The organism is Haloferax sp. Atlit-6N, assembly GCF_003383195.1.
Classification (GTDB): Archaea; Halobacteriota; Halobacteria; order Halobacteriales; family Haloferacaceae; genus Haloferax; species Haloferax gibbonsii.
In genome coordinates, this window is the sequence record NZ_QEQJ01000002.1 from 40,720 (window position 1) to 58,167 (window position 17,448).

Sequence of the window (17,448 nt, forward strand, 5' to 3'; positions counted from 1 at the left end):
CGGCGACTCGTCGTTACTCGTCGCGCGTGAGCGCGGGGTTCGTCACCGCGCCGTTCGCGGCGGAACCGAAGTCGCGGGCGTACTTCGCCAGCACGCCGGAGGTGTACGCCGGCGGCTTGGGTTCCCAGTCCTCTTTCCGCGTTTCGAGTTCTTCGTCGGTGAGGTCCACGGAGAGTTCGCGGTTCGGGATGTCGACGGTCACCTCGTCGCCGTCTTCGAGGAGGCCGATGGGGCCGCCCTCGGTCGCCTCGGGGGCGACGTGGCCGACCATCGGGCCGCGCGTCGCGCCGGAGAACCGGCCGTCGGTGAGAAGCGCCACGTCGTCCTCGTGGCCCTGTCCGACGACGGCCGCGGTGACGCCGAGCATCTCGCGCATGCCGGGGCCGCCGCGCGGACCCTCGTTGCGGATGGCGATGACGTCGCCCTCCTCGATGTGGCCCTCCTGCACGTAGCGCATCGCGTCCTCCTCGTTCTCGAAGACGCGGGCGGGGCCGGTGTGGTGGAAGGCGTCGTCGCCGGTCACCTTCAGGACCGCGCCGTCGGGCGCGAGGTTGCCGGTGAGAATCTTGATGGCTCCCTCCTCCTGATACGGCTCGTCGACCGTGTAGAGGAAGTCCGCTTCGAGGCCCTCGTCGTCCGGGAGGTCGAGGTGGTCGAGTTCCTCGGCGATGGTGCGACCGGTGACGGTCATCGCGTCGCCGTGGAACAGGTCGGCCTCGACGAGACGGCGGATGACGACCGGGATGCCCCCGATTTCGTGGAGGTCGTTCATGACGCGCGTGCCGCCGGGCTGGAGGTTGGCGATTTTCGGTGTGCGCCGGGAGATTTCGTCGAACTCCTCGATGTCGAGGTCGACGCCCGCCTCGGCGGCGAGCGCGAGCAGGTGGAGCACGGCGTTGGTCGACCCGCCGGTAGCGACCTGCAGGGTGATGGCGTTCTCGAAGGACTTCTTCGTGAGGATGTCGGAGGGGCGGCGGTCGTTTTCGACGCAGTCGAGGACGACCTCGCCGGCGCGGCGGGCGTTCTCGTAGCGCTCGTCGGACTCGGCAGGTGCGGAAGCCGACCCGAGCGGGGCCAGTCCGAGTGCCTCGGAGATGGAGGCCATCGTGTTGGCCGTGAACATCCCGCCGCAGGAGCCCGCGCCGGGGCAGGCGTGGCGTTCGAGGTCGTCGAGTTCGTCGGCGCTCATGTCACCTTCGGCGTAGGTGCCGACGCCCTCGAAGACGTTCTGGACGGTGACCTCGCGGCCCTCGTGCTGGCCGGGCATGATGGAACCGCCGTAGAGGAAGACGGAGGGGAGGTCCGTCCGGATGGCGGCCATCATCATGCCGGGGAGGTTCTTGTCGCAGCCGGCGACGGTGACGAGCGCGTCCATGCGCTCGCCGAAGGAGACGAGTTCGACGGAGTCGGCGATGACCTCGCGGGAGATGAGCGAGGCCTTCATGCCCTCGGTCCCCATGGAGATGGCGTCGGAGATGGTGACGGTCCCGAACTCGATGGGCATCCCGCCCGCGGCGTCGATGCCCTCGATGGCCGCGTCGGCAACGTCGTCGAGGTGGACGTTACACGGCGTGATGTCGGCGGCGGGGTTCGGCACGCCGACCATCGGCGACGAGAAGTCCTCGTCGTCGAAGCCCATGGCGCGGAACATCGCACGGTGCGGGGCCTTGTCGGGACCCTCCGTGACCTCCGTGCTGCGGAGGTTCGGGTCCTTACCGCTGGAGAACACGTCGTCCGGGTCCTCCTCGCGTGGGGACTGCTGGCTCATACCTCTTCGGAGCGTGTGCGCGAACTTAAATGGCCGCGACTGGGCAGACGTTGCAGTCGGATTCGCCCGACGACCCTCGATTCTGTGGGCGCTTACCTACTCCTCGTCGCGCCGAGCCAGGCCGGTGAGGTGCGGCGCTTCGGGGACGATTATCTCCGCGGTCCCGAGCCGGGCGGCGTTTTCGCTCCCCGGCAGACAGAACGTCGGCATCCCGTCGACGACGCCCGCGGTCGCGCGGGTGCCGACGACCTTGGTGCCGATTTCGTCGTACGAGAGCCGCCGGAACAGCTCGCCGAAGCCGGGGAGCGTCTTCCCGAACAACTGCGCCGTCGCCTCGACGGTCCGGTCGTCGGGCGTGACGCCCGTCCCGCCGGTCGTGACCGTCACGTCGACGTCGCCGCGGTCGGCCATCCGCGAGACCGCGGTCTGTATCGCGTCGTAGTCGTCGTCGACGACCCGCCGGACCGACACCGAGTGACCCGCCTCGCGGAACAGTTCCGCTATCGCGTCGCCCGCGGGGTCGTCGTCCACGTCGCGGGTTGAGGAAATCGTCAGCACCGCCGCTTCGAGGTCGTCGATGTCGTGGTGGTGATGGTCGTGGCCGTGATCGCCGTGGTCGTGGTCGCCGTGGTCGTGGTCTCCCTCGCCGTGATGATGGTCGTGGTCGCTCACGGCCGCGCCTTCGTCGGCGGGCGATAAAGTTCCCGCGTCGGCCCGGCGGTCATCGGCTCGGGCGGCCGGACAGTTCACCGCCGAGCGGTGCGGCTCACTCGCCGTCCGGAACCTCGTCGAGCAAGTCGGGCGCCAGGCGTTCCGCGTTCTCGCGGAGCGTCTCGAACTGTCCTCTGGCCCACTCGACCGCCTCCTCGGTGTCGTTGCGGGCGACCCCGCCGAGTCCGGTGTCGGTGTAGACGACGATGCCCGCCTCGTCTTCCGTCACCCAGAGGCCGAACCGGAACGGGACCTCGGCCCGGTAGAGCGTCACCGACTCGTGTCGGAGCTGGTCGGCGATGACCGCGCGAGAGTCCGGAGCGGCGACGAGCCGGTCGAACAGCTCGTCGGCGATTATCATCTCGACGACCGTCCCGCCGGCCGTCGCCGTCTCGTAGAACGGGCGGAGCTGACCGACGAGGGCGACCGGGGCGACGCCCGAGACTCGCTCCGCGCTCTCGACGCTCGAAAACAGCTCCTGAATCGCGCTGTCCGGGATGTTCGGACTCGACGTGTGCACCGTCGCGCCCGTCAAGAACGCGGGGTCGAGCGGCGCGTCGACCGGGAGCATCGAAAGGAGGTCTCGGGCCGCGTGGACGCCGCGGAGCGAGTCGAGACACTCGTCGTACGCGTCGAGCGCGCGCCGGCCGACGCACGTCAGTCGGTACTGGCCGTCGCCGCGCTCGGCGAGCCCGGCGTCGAGCAGTTCGCGGACGACGCGGTCGACCGTCGAACGCGACGTACCGAGGTCGTCTGCGAGCCCGCGCTTGTCTCGCGGTCGCTCCGCGAGCGCTCGGACGAACGCCGACCGCCTCACGAGCAGACGCGAGAGCTGTGCTGAAGTCCCGTCTCTGGTCACGTGCGTGCCTCTCTTCGGAGCAGGGTCCGACGACTGTCGGCCCGGCTGTTCAGCCCGCTGATCCCGTCGGCGAGCGCGACTGCCAAACCCGACTGTGTTGGGTACCCTGCGTCGTATATATCTTCGCCCCGATAGGTTTTGACACCTGTGGAAATACGCTGAATGTCGAAATAGAGGAAAGACGATTGGCGTAAACCCACACTTTAGTTCCTGCCCTTCCTCGGTGGTGTCGAGATGAAAGCGGTCCAATTCACGGAACACGGCGACCGAGACGTCCTCGAATACGGCGACTTCCCGGACCCGGAGGTCGGCCCCGACGAGGTCCTCGTCGACGTGAAGGCGGCGTCGCTCAACCACCTCGACATCTGGACGCGACGCGGCCTCCCGGGCGTCGAGTTGGAGATGCCGCACATTCCCGGCAGCGACATGGCCGGCGTCGTCACCGAGGTCGGCGAGCGCGTGACCCGGTTCGAGGCGGGCGACCACGTCGCGCTCATCGCGGGCGTCGCCGGCGGCGGCGACGAGTTCTCCCGGAAGGGCGACCCGACGCTCGCGCCGGACTTCCACATCATCGGCGAGCACGTCCGCGGCGTCCACGCCGAGTTCGCGGCGATTCCCGAGGAGAACCTCGTGCCCGTCCCCGAGGACGTGCCGTGGGAGGTCGCCGGCTCCGCGTCGCTCGTCTTCCAGACCGCGTGGCGGATGCTCGTCGACCGCGGCGAACTGCGCCCGGGCGAGAAGGTGCTCGTCCTCGGCGCGTCCGGCGGCGTCGGCCACGCGGCCGTCCAAATCGCCGACTACGCGGGCGCGGAAGTGTACGCCACCGCCTCCACCGACGAGAAACTGGAGTACGCGAAAGAGTGCGGCGCGGACCACGTCATCAACTACGAGGAGGAGGACTTCTCGAAGGAGATTCGGAAGCTCACGGACGGCCGCGGCGTCGACATGGTCGTCGACCACATCGGCGAGGCGACCTACAAGCAGTCGCTCAAGAGCCTCGTCAAGGGCGGCCGCGTCGTCACCTGCGGGGCGACCACCGGCCCCGACCCGGGCGCGGGCCTCAACTACATCTTCTGGAACCAGCTCTCGGTCATCGGCTCGACGATGGCGACGCCCGGCGAGGCCGACGAGGTGCTCGACCTCGTCTGGGACGGCACCTTCGAGCCCCGCATCCGCGAGACGCTCCCCATGAGCGAAATCGACCGCGCGCACGAGCTCATCGAGGAGCGACAGGGCTTTGGCAAGGTGGTCGTAATCCCAGATAGTGAGCTCTGACACCACGGCTCGGGACGACGCGACCACCGAGTCCGACACCTACGTCCACCGGCCGGACGGCGTCGCCGTCGGCGGCGGTAGCTCGGAGCCGGAGGCGACCGGCTTCGGCGACCGCGGCTGGGTGCTCGTCGGCGTCGTCGCGCTCTGTTTCCTCGTCATCCCCGGCGCGGTGTACCTCGTGCCGTCGCTCCCGGCGATGGCCGGCCTGCCGTACCTCGCGGCCATGCTGGCCCTGCCGATGCTCCCGGCGCTCGCGCTCGGCCTCGTCGCCGTCTGGTCGATGACCGCGGCGACCCGCGGCGGCGACTGAATCGACCCGTTCGACCCGTCGAAACCGCTCTTTCGGGTGGTCGAGACGCGACGTCCGTTTTCGTTTTTACCCCCGATTCTCTCGCACCCGAGCCGCGCTCTCGGCTGCCGGTGTCGCATCCGGCCGCCGATTCTCAGCGGTGGAATTGCGTGCCGATATAAATGGTTCCGACAAGGCTTATCCCGTTCCGTGGGTGATATTCACACGCACAGATGTTCGAACGGTTCTCCAGCAGTTACTTCCTCGGCCGCTTGTACGTCGAACCGTACGACGGAGCCGAGGCGGCGATTCACCGAACGGAACACGAGCGACTCAACGAGTGCGTCTACACGGACGGCCGCGGCGTCGAGCGAGTCGACTACCCGCTCGTGATGAAACTCGACACGGCCCACTTCCCCGTCGTCGGCGACGACGGCGTGCCCTCGGGAACGCTCGCGCTTCCCCGAGACGCCGTGGACGCGGACGCGCTTCCGGACGACAGACCGGTGCTTCTCGCCGACGCCCCGCGGGCCGCCGAGTTACTCCGGTACGCCGGCTACGACCTCGACGACCTCGCGCCCGGCGGTCCCGGCGGGACCGAGGGCTCCGGCCCGGACCGACCCGACGACAGGCTGGCCTGAGGCCCCGCAGCCGCCGCGGCGAGCGGGTTCCCGCGCCGTCCGCCTCGCGTCCGAACGCTCAAGTGGTCGGCCCGCACGCGTCCGTGTATGCTGGACGAGTTGTTGGGTCGAGCCGAACTCAAAGAGCGCATCGCCGAGTTGGAAGACGAACGCGACGCGCTAGCCGGGCGTCTAGAGGGCGAGTCCGAGCGCCGAACGGAGGCGGCCCGCGCGCGACAGGAAGCCGAGAAGGAGGTCAACCGCCTCGAAGACCGCATCACCGAACTCGAAGACCGCGTGGAGCGCCTCTCGGGCGACGACGACTCCCTCGACTACCGCGGCACCGAGGACCTCCGCGGCGACCGCCTCCGCGAGGTGCTGTCCCGGCTGGACTCACTTTCGACCGACGCGGAGGGCGCGCTCACCGCCGCCGTCGCCGACGACCGCTCGCTCCCCTCGGCCGTCGAGTCCGCCTTCGGCGACCGGGCGTCGCTCGTCCGACGGGCCGCGCCCTGCGTCGCGCTCACCGACGACGCCGGACTGGTGAGCGTCGCGCTCTCGCCCCCGCGCCAACCCGACGGCTTCGACGCGTGGAGCGACGGCTTCGACCTCGACCCGGCGTGGTTCCACCCGACCGAGACCACCGTCGTCGCGCTCGTCCGCGGCGACCTGTTCGCTCTCGGCCGCTACGAGGACGCTGACCTCGAATTCGTCGAGGGCTTCGAGAGCGACGTGAAGTCCGCCCACTCGAAAGGCGGGTTCTCGCAGGCTCGCTTCGAGCGCATCCGCGAGGGCCAAATCGACGACCACCTCGACCGCTGTCACGAGGCGCTCGACGAGTTCCTCGGCGGCGGTTCCGGCGCGGATGCGGGTGCCGCCAGCGGCGACGCCGACCTCGTCGTCCTCGGCGAGCGGACCGTCCTCGGCGAGTTCCGCGACCGGGCCGCGCTGACAGCGACCGTGGACGCCAGCGGCGACCCCGAAGCGGCGCTCGCGGAGGCGTCCAGGGAGTTCTGGACGACGCGGCTCTACCGGCTCTGAGCCGGCGGCGACGCCGCGGTGCGGTCCCTGTCGTCCCGAATAGTCGCAGACGACTCGGCGACGCGACCCGACGGTCGCCGCCGAACCGTCCCACCTTTTAGGGTGGCACGTAGTGTCACCCAGTATGAGCGACCCACAGCGAGTCGTCGTCCTCGCACACGAGAAGTTCCCCGACCGCGCGAAGACCGCCACGGGCGTCCTGAAGTACGCCGACTACGACGTGGTGGCCGTCCTCGACCGCGACAACCCCGGCACCTCCGCCGCCGACCACCGCCGCGACCTCCCCGACGTGCCGGTCGTCTCCTCGATGGCCGACGCGCCCGACGCCGACGCCCTCCTCATCGGCATCTCGCCCATCGGCGGCGCGTTCGACGAGACGTGGCGTGACGACGTTCGCACCGCCCTCGAACGCGGCTGCGACCTCATCTCCGGCCTCCACTACTTCCTCACCGAAGACGAGGAGTTCGTCCGACTCGCCGACGAACACGGCTGCGACATCAACGACGTTCGCAAGCCCCACGACGACCTCGGCGTCGCGCAGGGCAAATCCGCCGACGTGGACGCCGAGGTCGTCCTCACGGTCGGCACCGACTGCTCGGTCGGCAAGATGACCGCGACGCTCGAACTCGTCGAGGCCGCCCGCGAGCGCGGCATCGACGCGGGCTTCATCCCGACCGGCCAGACCGGCATCATGATCGCGGGCTGGGGCAACCCCGTCGACCGCGTCGTGAGCGACTTCACCGCCGGCGCGGTCGAGGAGATGATTCTGGAGAAGGGCGACGAACACGACGTGCTCTTTGTCGAGGGCCAAGGGAGCATCGTCCACCCTGCGTACTCGGCGGTCACCTGCGGCATCCTTCACGGTTCGATGGCCGACAAACTCGTCCTCTGTCACGAGGCCACCCGCGAGGCGATTCACGGCTACGAGGAGTTCGCCCTGCCCGACCTCTCGGAGTACGTCTCGCTGTACGAGAACCTCGCCGACCCGGTCCACGAGGCCGACGTGGTCGCCGGGATGCTCAACACCTCGCACGTCGAGGACGACGTGGAAGCGGCCGAGGCTGTCGATGCCTTCGCCGACGAGCTCGGCGTCCCCGCGGTCGACCCGGTTCGGTTCGGCTCGGCCGACCTCGTCGACGAGGTGTTCTAGATGCTCACCACCGAGTTCGAGCGCGTCTCGATGCCGCTGGCCGAACCGTTCGGCATCGCCCGCGGCGTCCAGACCGAGGCCGAGAACGTCGTCGTCCGCATCGAGGACGAAGGCGGCATGACGGGCGTCGGCGCGGCCGCCCCGTCGTCGCACTACGGCGAGACCGCCGACACCGTCGAGGCCGTGCTTCCGGACCTGCTCTCGGTGGTCGAGGAGGTCGGCGACGCCCACGCCATCGACCGCATCGAGCGCCGACTGGCCGAGACGGTCCGCCGCAACCCGGCCGCGCGAACCGCCGTGAGCATCGCCCTCCACGACCTCGCGGCCAAGCGCCTCGGCGTCCCCTTGTACCGCCTCTGGGGGCTCGACTCGTCGCGGACGCCAACCTCGTCGTACACCGTCGGCCTCGACGACCTCGACACGATGCGCGAGAAGACCAAAGAGGCCTACGAGGCCGGCTACGACGTGCTCAAGGTCAAACTCGGCACCGACCGCGACAGGGCCATCGTCGAGGCCGTCCGCGACGAGGCCCCCGGCGTGACCATCCGAGTCGACGCCAACGAGGCGTGGACGCCCCGCGAGGCCGTCGAGATGACCGAGTTCCTCGCCGACCACGGCGTCGAGTTCGTCGAACAGCCGGTCCCCGCGGAGGACTACGAGGGGCTGAAGTTCGTCTACGACCACGGCGCGCTCCCCATCGCGGCCGACGAGTCCTGTATCACGGCCGACGACATCCCGCGCATCGCCGACCGGGTCGATATCGCGAACCTCAAACTGATGAAGTGCGGCGGCCTCACGGAGGCGAAACGCGCCATCCACGCCGCCCGGGCCCACGGGCTGGAAGTCATGCTCGGCTGCATGATAGAGACGAACGCCGCCATCGCGGCGGGCTGTCACCTCGCGCCGCTGCTCGACTACGCCGACCTCGACGGCTCGCTCCTCCTCGCGGACGACCCCTACGAGGGCGTCCCGATGCCGAACGGCGAAATCGACCTCGACGCGCTCGACCGCCCGGGAACCGGCGCGCAGCGTCGGTGAGGCGGAGAATCGGCGGCGCGGTGACGCCGCGACGCCGACGCTGAACGCCCCTCAGGACTCCCAGTCGAGGTCGTCTTCGCGGGTCTCCGACCGGAGCACGAACGGCCCGATAGAGAGCGTTCGTTTTGCGACCGTGGAGATTCGGAGAACCGCGGCCGCGAGCACCGCGAAGGGCGCGAGCGAGACGGCAACCACGAACGCCACGGTGAGAAGCAGGTTCGACACGCCGAGCGTCGCGCCGGTAATCGTCGTCGGGTCGTCGAGAAAGAGAATCGCGCCGATGCTCGCCACGAGCGCGGGGACCGCCGCGTAGAACATCGTCCGCGAGAGGTCGACCAGTTCCCACCGGAAGTAGAGCGTCTTGACGTGTTCGCGGGCGGGGCCGAACAGTTCGAGCGCGTCGCGAAGCTCCGACAGCGCCGTCTTCGTCTCCGCCGAGAGGTCGGCGTCGTGGACGCGGCGGAGCCGCGCCGCCTGATAGATTTTCCACGAGTAGTTCAGGTCCAGCGCCGCCGACAGCACCTCGAACGTCCCGAACTGCCGGCCCTCCAAGCGCCCCGCGACCGCCTCGGCGTTGGACTCGACCTCCTCGGCGAACTCGCGGACGCGGGTCGTCGGGTCGTCGCTCGCGTCGGCGTCGCCGCTCTCGCCCGCGTCACCGTCCGCACCGAGCGTCTCTTCGACCGCCCGCGCCCGCGACGCGATGCCCTCGGCCAGCGCGCGCAGGAACGCCGAGGGCTCCGGCGGCGCGACCGGCGCGTCCAGCAGGTCCGCCACGTCCTCGCGGAAGGTCATCGACCCCTCCATCCGGTCGCGCTGGTCGCCCAGCGGGCCGAGTTCGCGCGAGAGCACGAGCTGATTGATGGTGACGACGAGCGTGACCCCCGTGATAATCGCGGTGAGAAGCCCCTGTGCCAGCGTCTCGATGGGGTCCGAGGCCTCGACGGCGACCCGGAGCGGGGTCGGGTCCAGTTGGCCGAGAACGACGACGCTACAGAAGACGACGACGAGCGGGGCCGCGGCGACGACGCGACGGTCCGCGTCGAGGAGGGCGCGGAGCTTCGCGCGGCTCGTCGTCCCGCGCTCCCGCATCGTGTCGTCGGGCTCGCCGGCCGACGGGCCGCCGGTGTTCGACATGGACGAAGCTATCGCGGGGGTGGTTGAAGTGCGTACTGGCGATTCGTCGCAGAGACGCGCGAGTCACGGGACGGCGGAGGCGGTAGGGCGGCGGGGCAGTTGAGGCGGTTGAGGCGGTGAGGGACGTTGAGACGGCGGGGTCCGCGGGCGCGCTCAGGAGGAGTCGTCTTCGTTCTTCAGCTCTTCGAGTTCGGCTTCGACCTCCTCGTCGGCCACGTCGGTCTCGACGTCCACGTCGGCGTCGGCCGCGCTCTCGCTTTCGGCGTCCGACGACCCGGACGACTTGCCCATCTCGGCTTTGAGCGTCTCGAGTTCGGTGTCGACCTCGGCGCTGGAGCGGCCGGCTTCGAGTTCGCGCTCGATGGAGTCCTTGTCCGACAGGGCGTCGTCGAACGCGCCGGAGTCCATGAGTTCGTCCATCGCGGCCGAGCGGGCCTCCATCTCGTCGGTGCGTTCCTCGGCGCGTTCGAGCGCGCGCCCCACGTCGGCCATCTCGTCGCCGACGCCGGACATCGCCTCGGAGACGCGGCTCGACGCCTCGGCGGCCTCGTAGCGGGCCTTCATCGTCTCCTTTTTCGTGCGGAACTCCTCGATGCGGCTCTGGAGTTCGTCCTTCTTGTTGACGAGCTGGTCCTGCGTCTCCTGCAGGCTGGCGATTTGGGTCTCCAGCTCCTCGATTTGGCTCATCTTCGCCTGCTTCTTTTCGAGCGCCTTGCGCGCGAGGTCCTCGCGGTCCTGCTGGACGGCCTCGCGGGCCTGGTCGACGTACCAAGCCGAGGAAGTGACAGCCGACTCGCCGCCCGGTCTCGTCGCCTCCCACGACTCGGACGTGGTCAACCTCGACGAGACGGTGAACGAGACGCCGCAACTCCGAGAGCCGGTCGCGACCGCCGCCCGCACCGGCCGGTACGACGGCGACATCGAACCCGAGGCGTACATGACTCTCTCGGACGTGAACGAAGACGCCGAGTTCGCGGTCTACGACGGTCGGTACTATCGCTTCTCGCTGAACGTCTCAGGCGACCCCGTCCGCGCGACCATCGAACTCGACCCGACCGACTGGGAGACCGTTTCCGCCGCGGCGTCGTCGCCCGCCTCAAACGCCAGCGCCGACGTGCGTGAGGCCATCGACGAGGGAACCGTCACCAACAGCACGTTCGTCGTGCCGGGGCTCTACGAGCGCGGCGGCGCGCACTACCTCGTCTCCCCCGCGAACCCGGGTGAAGTCATCGGGAACTTCCTCACCATCGTCGGCGGGTTCCTGTTCAACCCCATCGGCTGGGCGTACACCGTCGCGGGCCTCGGCCTCCTCGGCGCGTTCCGGATTCACGGCCGCGCCCGCCCGCTGGACCGCCGAACTGCCCTACTGGTCGTCCCCGGCACGCTCGTCGCCATGTGGCTGGCGACGACGCTCACCAACACGGGGTCGCTCGGCATGCGCTACGTCCTCGTCCCCGGCATCGGCGCCGTGACCGCCTTCGGCCTGTTCGCCGGCTTCTGCATCCGCCGCGGGTCGTGGAAGTCGCTCGTCGGCTGGAGCGTCGCGCTCGTCGCGGTCGTCATCGCGGCCGACGCCGTCGCCATCGGCGTCGTCGGGACGATTTTCGGCGCTCTGGGGCTCGTCGTCGGCTGGTTCGGGAGCCTGTTGCTCCTTCCCTACGGCTACGCGCTCGCGGCTGACGCCGAAGACGAAGTCGAGGACGGGCCGGGGGCGGTGACGGCCGCGGAGTTGGGAGAGGGGTGACCCGGCTCTCGGGACTTGGTGCGTGAGCGTGGAGAAAGCGGCGTCGTCAGTCTCTCAGTTGTACTCGCGCCATCGGTAGCCGCACTCTTGGCACTTGAAAAAGCGCGTCGGCGGTTCGTCGGCCGACCCGGTCTGCTTGATGGTGTACCACGCTTTCGTGTGGCCGCAGTCGTCGCAGTGAACGTCCTTCGCGGTCGGCTTGCCCTCGAACTCCGCGCCCTCTTCGGTCTCGATGAGTTCGTCGCCCGACTGCGCCTCGGTGGAGACGAACTCCGCCGCGAGTTCCTCGTCGCGCTCGGCGGTCCCCCCGCAGTCGTCGTTCGTGCAGGTCATCGCGCCGTTCTGGCTCACCATCATCGAACCGCACTCGTCGCAGAACTGCATACCCGGCGGTAGCGGACCGAGGGCAAAGAAGCTGTCACTCCGCGGCGTCGTCGGGAGAATCCGAACCGACCCGCCGTCCCGCCGCCGTCAGTCGTCCTTCTCGACCATCGGGCAGTTCCGCACCCGGAAGTGGTCGCTGTCTTCGAGTTCGACGATGGTCGTTCCCTCGTGGTGGCACGCGAGTTCCGGCGGCTCGCCGAAGTGCTCGCAGCGCTGGCAGAACTCGGTCTTGGGGACGACGTGGTCCGAGACGCCGTCGCCGTCGTCGACGGGGGTGGCCTCGGCTCCGACGCCGACGCCCGCCGCGCGCTCCTCGTCCCCGCCTTCGACGAGCGCCGTCCACACGTCCTCGCGGTCGAGTTCGCCGACCTCGACCGACTCGAACAGTTCGTCCGTCTCGTCGCGCTGGTCGGTGATGCGCGAGCGTGCGCGGCGCTCGGCCACACGTCCGGCGAGGTCCGAAAGCGGGGCCGAGTCGGCGTCGTCGCTTCGCCCGTCGCGGCCTCCGTCCGGGGCGCGGGCGGCCTCGGCGCTGTCGTCTCCCGGGTCGGCGCGTCCGAATGAGTCGTCGCGGTCGCCGGAGACGGATGGCTCGCCCTCCGCCGCGTCGTCTGTTGAATTGTCGTCGGTCATCGTCCTCGTGAGTCTTCAGTCGTCGCCGTGTTCGCTCCCCGGCGCGGCACCCTGCTGAGCCGACTCCCTCTCCTCCTCCCGGGGGGCGTATCGGTCGTCGTCGCCGTCGGTCGCGTCGTCGACCACGCCGGTAACCGCCTCGTCGAGGAGGTCGGCGACCTCGTCGGTCGCGCGGGCGTCGTCCGCCGATTCCAGCGCAGGGAGCCGGCCGGTGTGGAGCGTCGCCGACCCGAAGAAACCGGGCGAGGACGACAGCTCGCGGAACGGGGACCGACACGACGGACAGCGGGGCTCCGCGAGCAGGTCCAGGTGGACGGTCTCGTCGCACTCCTCGCATCGCGCTTTCTTCTCGCCGGTGGCATTCGCGGTGCGGAGGAGTTCGGCGAGCGCCTTTCGTTCGAGGTCGGCGGCTTCGAGGTCGGCCGCCCGACCGCGGAGGTCGAGCAGCGTCCGCGCGACCGCCCGGAGGTTCTCGTCGAGCGTCGCGGTCGTCTCGTCGAGGTAGGTGAGAATCTCCTCGAAGTTCTCGAAGCCGGCGTCGACCCGCTCGTCTAAGTCGGTCACGCGGTTTCGAGCCGCGCGCACGTCGTCGGCCAGTCGGTCGAGTTCGGCGTCTAACTCCGGATGGGTGTGGTCGCGCGGTGCCTTCTCGTCCGCCTCGCGCTTGACCTGCACGACGCGCATCCGAACGTCAGATATCTTCTCGTCTAGTTCGCCTTCGAGTTCATCGACGCGCGCTTCGACCCCGCCGAGGCGGTCCGAGACCGCGTCCGCGTCGTCGAGCGATTCGCCCGCGTCGCTCACGGCGAGCCGATAGGTCCCGAGGGCCCGTGCGAGCACCGTCTCCGGGTCGACGCCCTCCTCGTCGGCGCGCGCTTCGACCCACGTGCGGAGGTCGTCTGGGAGCGACACCCCGTCTTCCCCTTCCATCTTCGTTTCCAGTTTGTCTACGCAGCCTTAAGAACTATCCCCGAATTCGCGACTGTTCGGTGGTCCGACAGTCGAATCAGCGAATCTTCCGCACGTCGCTCACGTCGAGGCCGCTCTCGTTGATTTCGGTCTCGAACTGCACGATGTTCTCGCTCTCTAGCCGGGCGAGCACGCCGCGGAACTCCTGGACGACCATGGTCCGCGCGCGCTTCGACCCCCCGGACTCCCACTCGAAGAGCAGCGAGCCGCCGGTCGCGCCCTTGAGGACGCCGAGTTCGGTCTTCGAGAGCGCCTCGGTGCTCACGAGCACGAGGATGAGTCCGCCCCACTGGTAGGAGGCCTTCTCCAGTCCCTTGATGACCATCGCGATGTCAGACCACGTCATCTCGTCGGACTGGCTCGCCACGAGGTCGGTCAGGGAGTCGATGACGACGAGGTTGCCGGGCGCGTGCTGACTCAGGGTGGTCCCCAACGCGCCCAGCACGGACTCGCGGTTGTGTCGGTGGCCGAGGTCCTCCAACTTCGTCGGCTGGCCGAGGTACCACTCGCGCGGAATCGGACTGAGTTGGAAGTACTCCGGCGAGAGGTCGTGGAACTCGATGTGTTCGACCGCGGACTCGACGAGTTCGTCGTCCATCGTGTAACCCATCTCCCGGCGCAGGTACTCCTCGCCGGCGGTAAAGGAGACGTAGTGAATCTCCGGCGGCGGCGTCGCGGTGTCCGCGAGCGAGCCGTAGTGGAGGTCGAACAGCTCCTCGTCGGTGTGCGAGAGGGCGTTCATCGTCGCGCTCGTGTAGAGGAACTCCCGAGCGCCCGCGCCGGACTCTCCCGCGAGGAGCACGACGTTCCCCGGGGGTGCGCCGCCGCCGATGATGCTGTCGAGGCGGGGGACGCCGAAGGGGATTTGAGACATATCGAATCCGACTCGGCCGCGTCGGTTAGGCGTTTCGGGGAGCGCGACGCGAGGTTCCGCCGCCGGCGCTCCCGTCCCGTCGTCCCGCGCGCTCACTCCACGCTCGCGCCGCGGTTCCGCCCGCGGGCGACCGAGACGCTCCCGTCGATGTCGGCGTCGGCCAGCGCTGCTCGCCCCGCGTCGACCGCCTCGTCGACGTGGTCGGCGTCGGTCACGCCGTAGACGGTCGGCCCCCACGACGACTGACCCGCGCCGTAGACGACCGGCGACTCGGACAGCGACGAGACGAGCGCGCCGACCGGCGGGCGGTAGACGCCCCCCTGCTCGTCGGCGTACCACGTCCCGTTGAGCCGGCCGACGGACTCGACGGCCTCGCCGAAGCGCTCGGCGGACCCCTCGGCGAGCGCCGGGAGCAGCCGTCTGGTGACGATGCCGGCGATTCGGTCGCCGGTCTGTGCGTCCGCGCGCTCGACGACGGAGCGCATGCTCTACTCCTCGGACGCGCCGTTGCGGCCGGGGTCCGCGTCGGGGACGACGAGCAGGAACCGCCAGCGGTCGGGTATCTCGTGTCGGGCGGCGACCGCCGGCACCGACCACGAACCGTCTTCCGGTCGGTCGGTGGTGAACCGCGCGGTCGGGTGGCCCGCGTCGAGGACGGCCCCGCCGGCTTCGAAGGTGGCGACGCCGACGCCGGAGCGGCCGCCGCGACCCATCTCGGGGGCGAGTCGGCGCACGTCGGCCTCGCGGCCCGTCGCGGCCCCGACCGCCCGCAACACCGCGAGCGCGAGCTGTGTCCCGCTCCCGAGGCCGGCGTGTCGCGGCAGGGTGCGCTCGACCGAGAGGTCGACGCCGTCGGCTCCGAGGAGGTCGACCGCCTGTTCGGCGTACTCGCGGGCGGCGGGATGCCGACACCGAACGTCGGACGCGGGCTCGGCGGCGACGACCACCCGCGGCTCGTCGAGCGCGACGCCCACGCCGCCGTAGAGGCGGTCGCGGGCGAGGCTCAGATTGAGGAAGCCGAAGTGGATGCGCGCGCCGGTCGAGACCCGAACCATGTCACCGGCTATCGGCGGGGACGCCAAAAGGGGGTTTCGACCATGGCAACGCGGGCCGGGGTTACCCGCCGCTGTCGGTCGGTTTCGACTCTCGGGGCGGTGGTCGAAAGGGGGTGGGCCGAGGCGCAGGAAGAACGAAAGCGGGGCGAACTGAAACCGGGGGCGCATCGCCTCAGCGGGGGTGACAGGCGGGAGGAGCCGCGTTACGAGGTCGTCTCGTTCGTCGTCGTTTCGTTGGCGGTCGAATCGGTCGTCGTCCCGTTCGTCTCCGTCTCGTTCGCCGTCGTCTCCGTTGACTCGTACGTCACCGTCACCTCGTCGGCGACGGGCTGGAGGACGTACTTGCCCGCGTTGCCGGCCTTGACGGGCGTGAAGTCGGCCGTGAACGTGGTCGTCTCGTCGGCGCGAATCTCGAAGGACCGCTCGAACTTCAGCGGGGCGGACCCGGGCACCTCGACGGTCGCCGAGGACCCGTCGGTGAGGGTCGCGTCGGTCTCCGACACCTCGACCTGCAGGGACTCGTAGGTGCCAGTCTCCAGTTCGAACTCCTCGACGAGCGCCGAGGCGTCGCCCTGTAGTTCGACGAGGTCGAGTTCCGCGTCGCCCGCGTCGAGCGACTCCGCCTCGCCGTCATCGGGCTTGACGCGGACCGTCGAGACCGTCACGACGCAGGACTCGAAGTCGGCGATGTCGCCGGGCTTGTCGCTCACGCGGGCCGAGAGCGTCCCCGTCGTCGCGGACGCGGTGCCCAGACAGCCGGCGAGGCCGGCGGTGGTTGCGGCGGCGATTCCAGCGGCGGACGTGAGGAAGCGTCGTCTGGTGCGTGTCATTGGTAGGTGTCCGTGTGTCTGCGGGGCGTCGCGGCGCGACCGGGCGGTCCGCGCGATGACTGGTGGGGAACCGCCGTCGCCCCGCGACGTCGCTCGCTCTGCACGCCGCGGTATTGAAGGGTGGAAACCGACGCGCCGGCTTGCGGTCGTTGGCGCGAGATTCGGCTCGAAAGACGCCGAATTTCGCCGAGTTTCGTCAGAAAATGGGGTGGGTCCGCCGCCGACCGCACGGGAGGGCGGCGACCAGCGTTCGACTCAGCGCACGCGGCAGACGTTCCCGTTTGACGGGTTCCCGTTGGACGGTCGCTCGCGCGCGGGCGAGACGGCGTCGACGACTGGGAGGACGCTGAAGCCGGGCGACCCGCCGGTGGCGAACCCGATGGCGAACACCGAGTAGGTCCGGCCGCCTTCGAGCGTCGTTCCGGGGAGGTCGAGCACGACGCTCCCGTCCGACGAGAGGACGACCTGCAGGTCGTACGTCCCGGCGGGCACCGTCTCGTAGTGCGAGACGTCGCCGAACGCAAGTCCGGAAAACAGCGTCGGGCCGTCCTTGACGACGATGTCGACTTCGGGCGCGTCGGGCGAGAAGTGCGCGACGCGGACTCTGGCTTTGCCGTACGGTGCCGGCCGGTTCGTGTCCGTGAGCACGACTGGCGTGATGTCGTCGAGCACGTCGGTCGCCGCGACGGTGTAATCGCGGTTGCGTCGGAGCGTGACCGAGGCGTCGATGACGACCGTCGAGGGGTCACCCGCGGGCGTCACCTCGACCTGATACGTCCCCGCCGGGACGGTGAAGTAGTCGGACAAGACGCCGAACGGGACGCCCTGCAGACCGGGGAAGGGGTCGCCGTTCACGTACACGTCTACGGGGGGCGCGTCGGGCGAGAAGTGGCCGACTCGGAACCGCGCGTCACCCGCGGCGACGCCGCCGGGGCGTGCCGCCGCTGTGGTCGCACCGCCGGCGAGGAGGAGTCCAGTTGCGCCGAGGCTCTTCAGCATCGTTCGTCGGGAGAAAGACGACATTTGCAACCGTCATGAAGGTCCATAAAGAGATTAATATTTCTACAAAAC

Annotated in this window: 17 protein-coding genes and 2 pseudogenes; 7 read left to right on the forward strand and 12 right to left on the reverse strand. The window is 69.6% G+C overall.

Going from position 1 to position 17,448, the window contains the following annotated elements; translation table 11 throughout:
• Window positions 1-13: 13 nt before the first annotated feature.
• The 3 genes from ilvD to DEQ92_RS09295 form a co-directional block, all read right to left on the reverse strand.
• Window positions 14-1,768: a dihydroxy-acid dehydratase gene (ilvD, locus tag DEQ92_RS09285; protein WP_004974756.1), complete on the reverse strand. Its 1,755-nt coding sequence runs from the start codon at window positions 1,766-1,768 to the stop codon at window positions 14-16.
• 96 nt (window positions 1,769-1,864) lie between these two features.
• Window positions 1,865-2,440 (reverse strand): molybdenum cofactor biosynthesis protein B, encoded by a 576-nt coding sequence (locus tag DEQ92_RS09290; protein WP_004974757.1) that lies wholly within the window; start codon window positions 2,438-2,440, stop codon window positions 1,865-1,867.
• A 94-nt stretch (window positions 2,441-2,534) separates the two neighbouring features.
• Window positions 2,535-3,338 carry a winged helix-turn-helix domain-containing protein gene (locus tag DEQ92_RS09295; RefSeq protein WP_049905059.1) on the reverse strand — a complete coding sequence of 268 codons (804 nt, stop codon included), beginning with the start codon at window positions 3,336-3,338 and terminating at the stop codon, window positions 2,535-2,537.
• Between the two features lie 234 nt (window positions 3,339-3,572).
• Here DEQ92_RS09295 and DEQ92_RS09300 point away from each other — a divergent pair, with 234 nt between their 5' ends.
• The 6 genes from DEQ92_RS09300 (at window position 3,573) to DEQ92_RS09325 (ending at window position 8,751) form a co-directional block, all read left to right on the forward strand.
• Entirely contained in the window at window positions 3,573-4,613 is a 1,041-nt protein-coding gene (locus DEQ92_RS09300; protein WP_004974761.1) for a zinc-binding dehydrogenase, read from the forward strand.
• Entirely contained in the window at window positions 4,603-4,923 is a 321-nt protein-coding gene (locus DEQ92_RS09305; RefSeq protein ID WP_004974762.1) for a hypothetical protein, read from the forward strand. Before DEQ92_RS09300 ends, DEQ92_RS09305 begins: the two co-directional genes overlap by 11 nt.
• Window positions 4,924-5,135: 212 nt before the next feature.
• Window positions 5,136-5,543 carry a DUF5802 family protein gene (locus DEQ92_RS09310; RefSeq protein WP_004974763.1) on the forward strand — a complete coding sequence of 136 codons (408 nt, stop codon included), beginning with the start codon at window positions 5,136-5,138 and terminating at the stop codon, window positions 5,541-5,543.
• Between the two features lie 87 nt (window positions 5,544-5,630).
• A complete protein-coding gene (locus DEQ92_RS09315; protein ID WP_115805035.1) occupies window positions 5,631-6,563 on the forward strand; it encodes a Vms1/Ankzf1 family peptidyl-tRNA hydrolase in 933 nt (310 codons plus the stop codon).
• Window positions 6,564-6,687: 124 nt separating this feature from the next.
• Entirely contained in the window at window positions 6,688-7,713 is a 1,026-nt protein-coding gene (locus DEQ92_RS09320) for a DUF1611 domain-containing protein (protein WP_115820695.1), read from the forward strand.
• Window positions 7,714-8,751, forward strand: a complete 1,038-nt coding sequence (locus tag DEQ92_RS09325; RefSeq protein WP_115820696.1) for a dipeptide epimerase — start codon at window positions 7,714-7,716, stop codon at window positions 8,749-8,751. It begins immediately after the preceding gene.
• Window positions 8,752-8,802: 51 nt separating this feature from the next.
• Here DEQ92_RS09325 and DEQ92_RS09330 read toward each other — a convergent pair whose 3' ends face one another.
• Window positions 8,803-9,888, reverse strand: a complete 1,086-nt coding sequence (locus DEQ92_RS09330; RefSeq protein WP_004974774.1) for a hypothetical protein — start codon at window positions 9,886-9,888, stop codon at window positions 8,803-8,805.
• Window positions 9,889-10,041: 153 nt separating this feature from the next.
• Window positions 10,042-10,650, reverse strand: a pseudogene (locus tag DEQ92_RS09335) (PspA/IM30 family protein); the annotation flags it as partial.
• Here DEQ92_RS09335 and DEQ92_RS09340 point away from each other — a divergent pair.
• Entirely contained in the window at window positions 10,601-11,632 is a 1,032-nt protein-coding gene (locus DEQ92_RS09340) for a hypothetical protein (protein WP_394338712.1), read from the forward strand. The pseudogene DEQ92_RS09335 and the gene DEQ92_RS09340 sit on opposite strands and share 50 nt — an antisense overlap.
• Before the next feature lie 54 nt (window positions 11,633-11,686).
• Here DEQ92_RS09340 and DEQ92_RS09345 read toward each other — a convergent pair whose 3' ends face one another.
• The 7 genes and pseudogenes from DEQ92_RS09345 to DEQ92_RS09375 form a co-directional block, all read right to left on the reverse strand.
• The gene (locus DEQ92_RS09345; protein ID WP_004042747.1) at window positions 11,687-12,016 is read right to left on the reverse strand and encodes a transcription factor S; all 330 of its coding nucleotides are present in this window, start codon (window positions 12,014-12,016) and stop codon (window positions 11,687-11,689) included.
• 87 nt (window positions 12,017-12,103) lie between these two features.
• A complete protein-coding gene (locus DEQ92_RS09350; RefSeq protein WP_115805038.1) occupies window positions 12,104-12,649 on the reverse strand; it encodes a hypothetical protein in 546 nt (181 codons plus the stop codon).
• A 15-nt stretch (window positions 12,650-12,664) separates the two neighbouring features.
• The gene (locus DEQ92_RS09355) at window positions 12,665-13,579 is read right to left on the reverse strand and encodes a hypothetical protein (protein WP_004974788.1); all 915 of its coding nucleotides are present in this window, start codon (window positions 13,577-13,579) and stop codon (window positions 12,665-12,667) included.
• A gap of 76 nt (window positions 13,580-13,655) precedes the next feature.
• Window positions 13,656-14,492 (reverse strand): HTR-like protein, encoded by an 837-nt coding sequence (locus tag DEQ92_RS09360; protein WP_004974790.1) that lies wholly within the window; start codon window positions 14,490-14,492, stop codon window positions 13,656-13,658.
• A gap of 92 nt (window positions 14,493-14,584) precedes the next feature.
• Window positions 14,585-15,547: pseudogene (locus DEQ92_RS09365) on the reverse strand (beta-ribofuranosylaminobenzene 5'-phosphate synthase family protein).
• A 203-nt stretch (window positions 15,548-15,750) separates the two neighbouring features.
• Window positions 15,751-16,377 (reverse strand): DUF4382 domain-containing protein, encoded by a 627-nt coding sequence (locus tag DEQ92_RS09370; protein ID WP_115820697.1) that lies wholly within the window; start codon window positions 16,375-16,377, stop codon window positions 15,751-15,753.
• A gap of 255 nt (window positions 16,378-16,632) precedes the next feature.
• The gene (locus tag DEQ92_RS09375) at window positions 16,633-17,376 is read right to left on the reverse strand and encodes a DUF4397 domain-containing protein (RefSeq protein ID WP_115805041.1); all 744 of its coding nucleotides are present in this window, start codon (window positions 17,374-17,376) and stop codon (window positions 16,633-16,635) included.
• Between the last annotated feature and the right edge of the window lie 72 nt (window positions 17,377-17,448).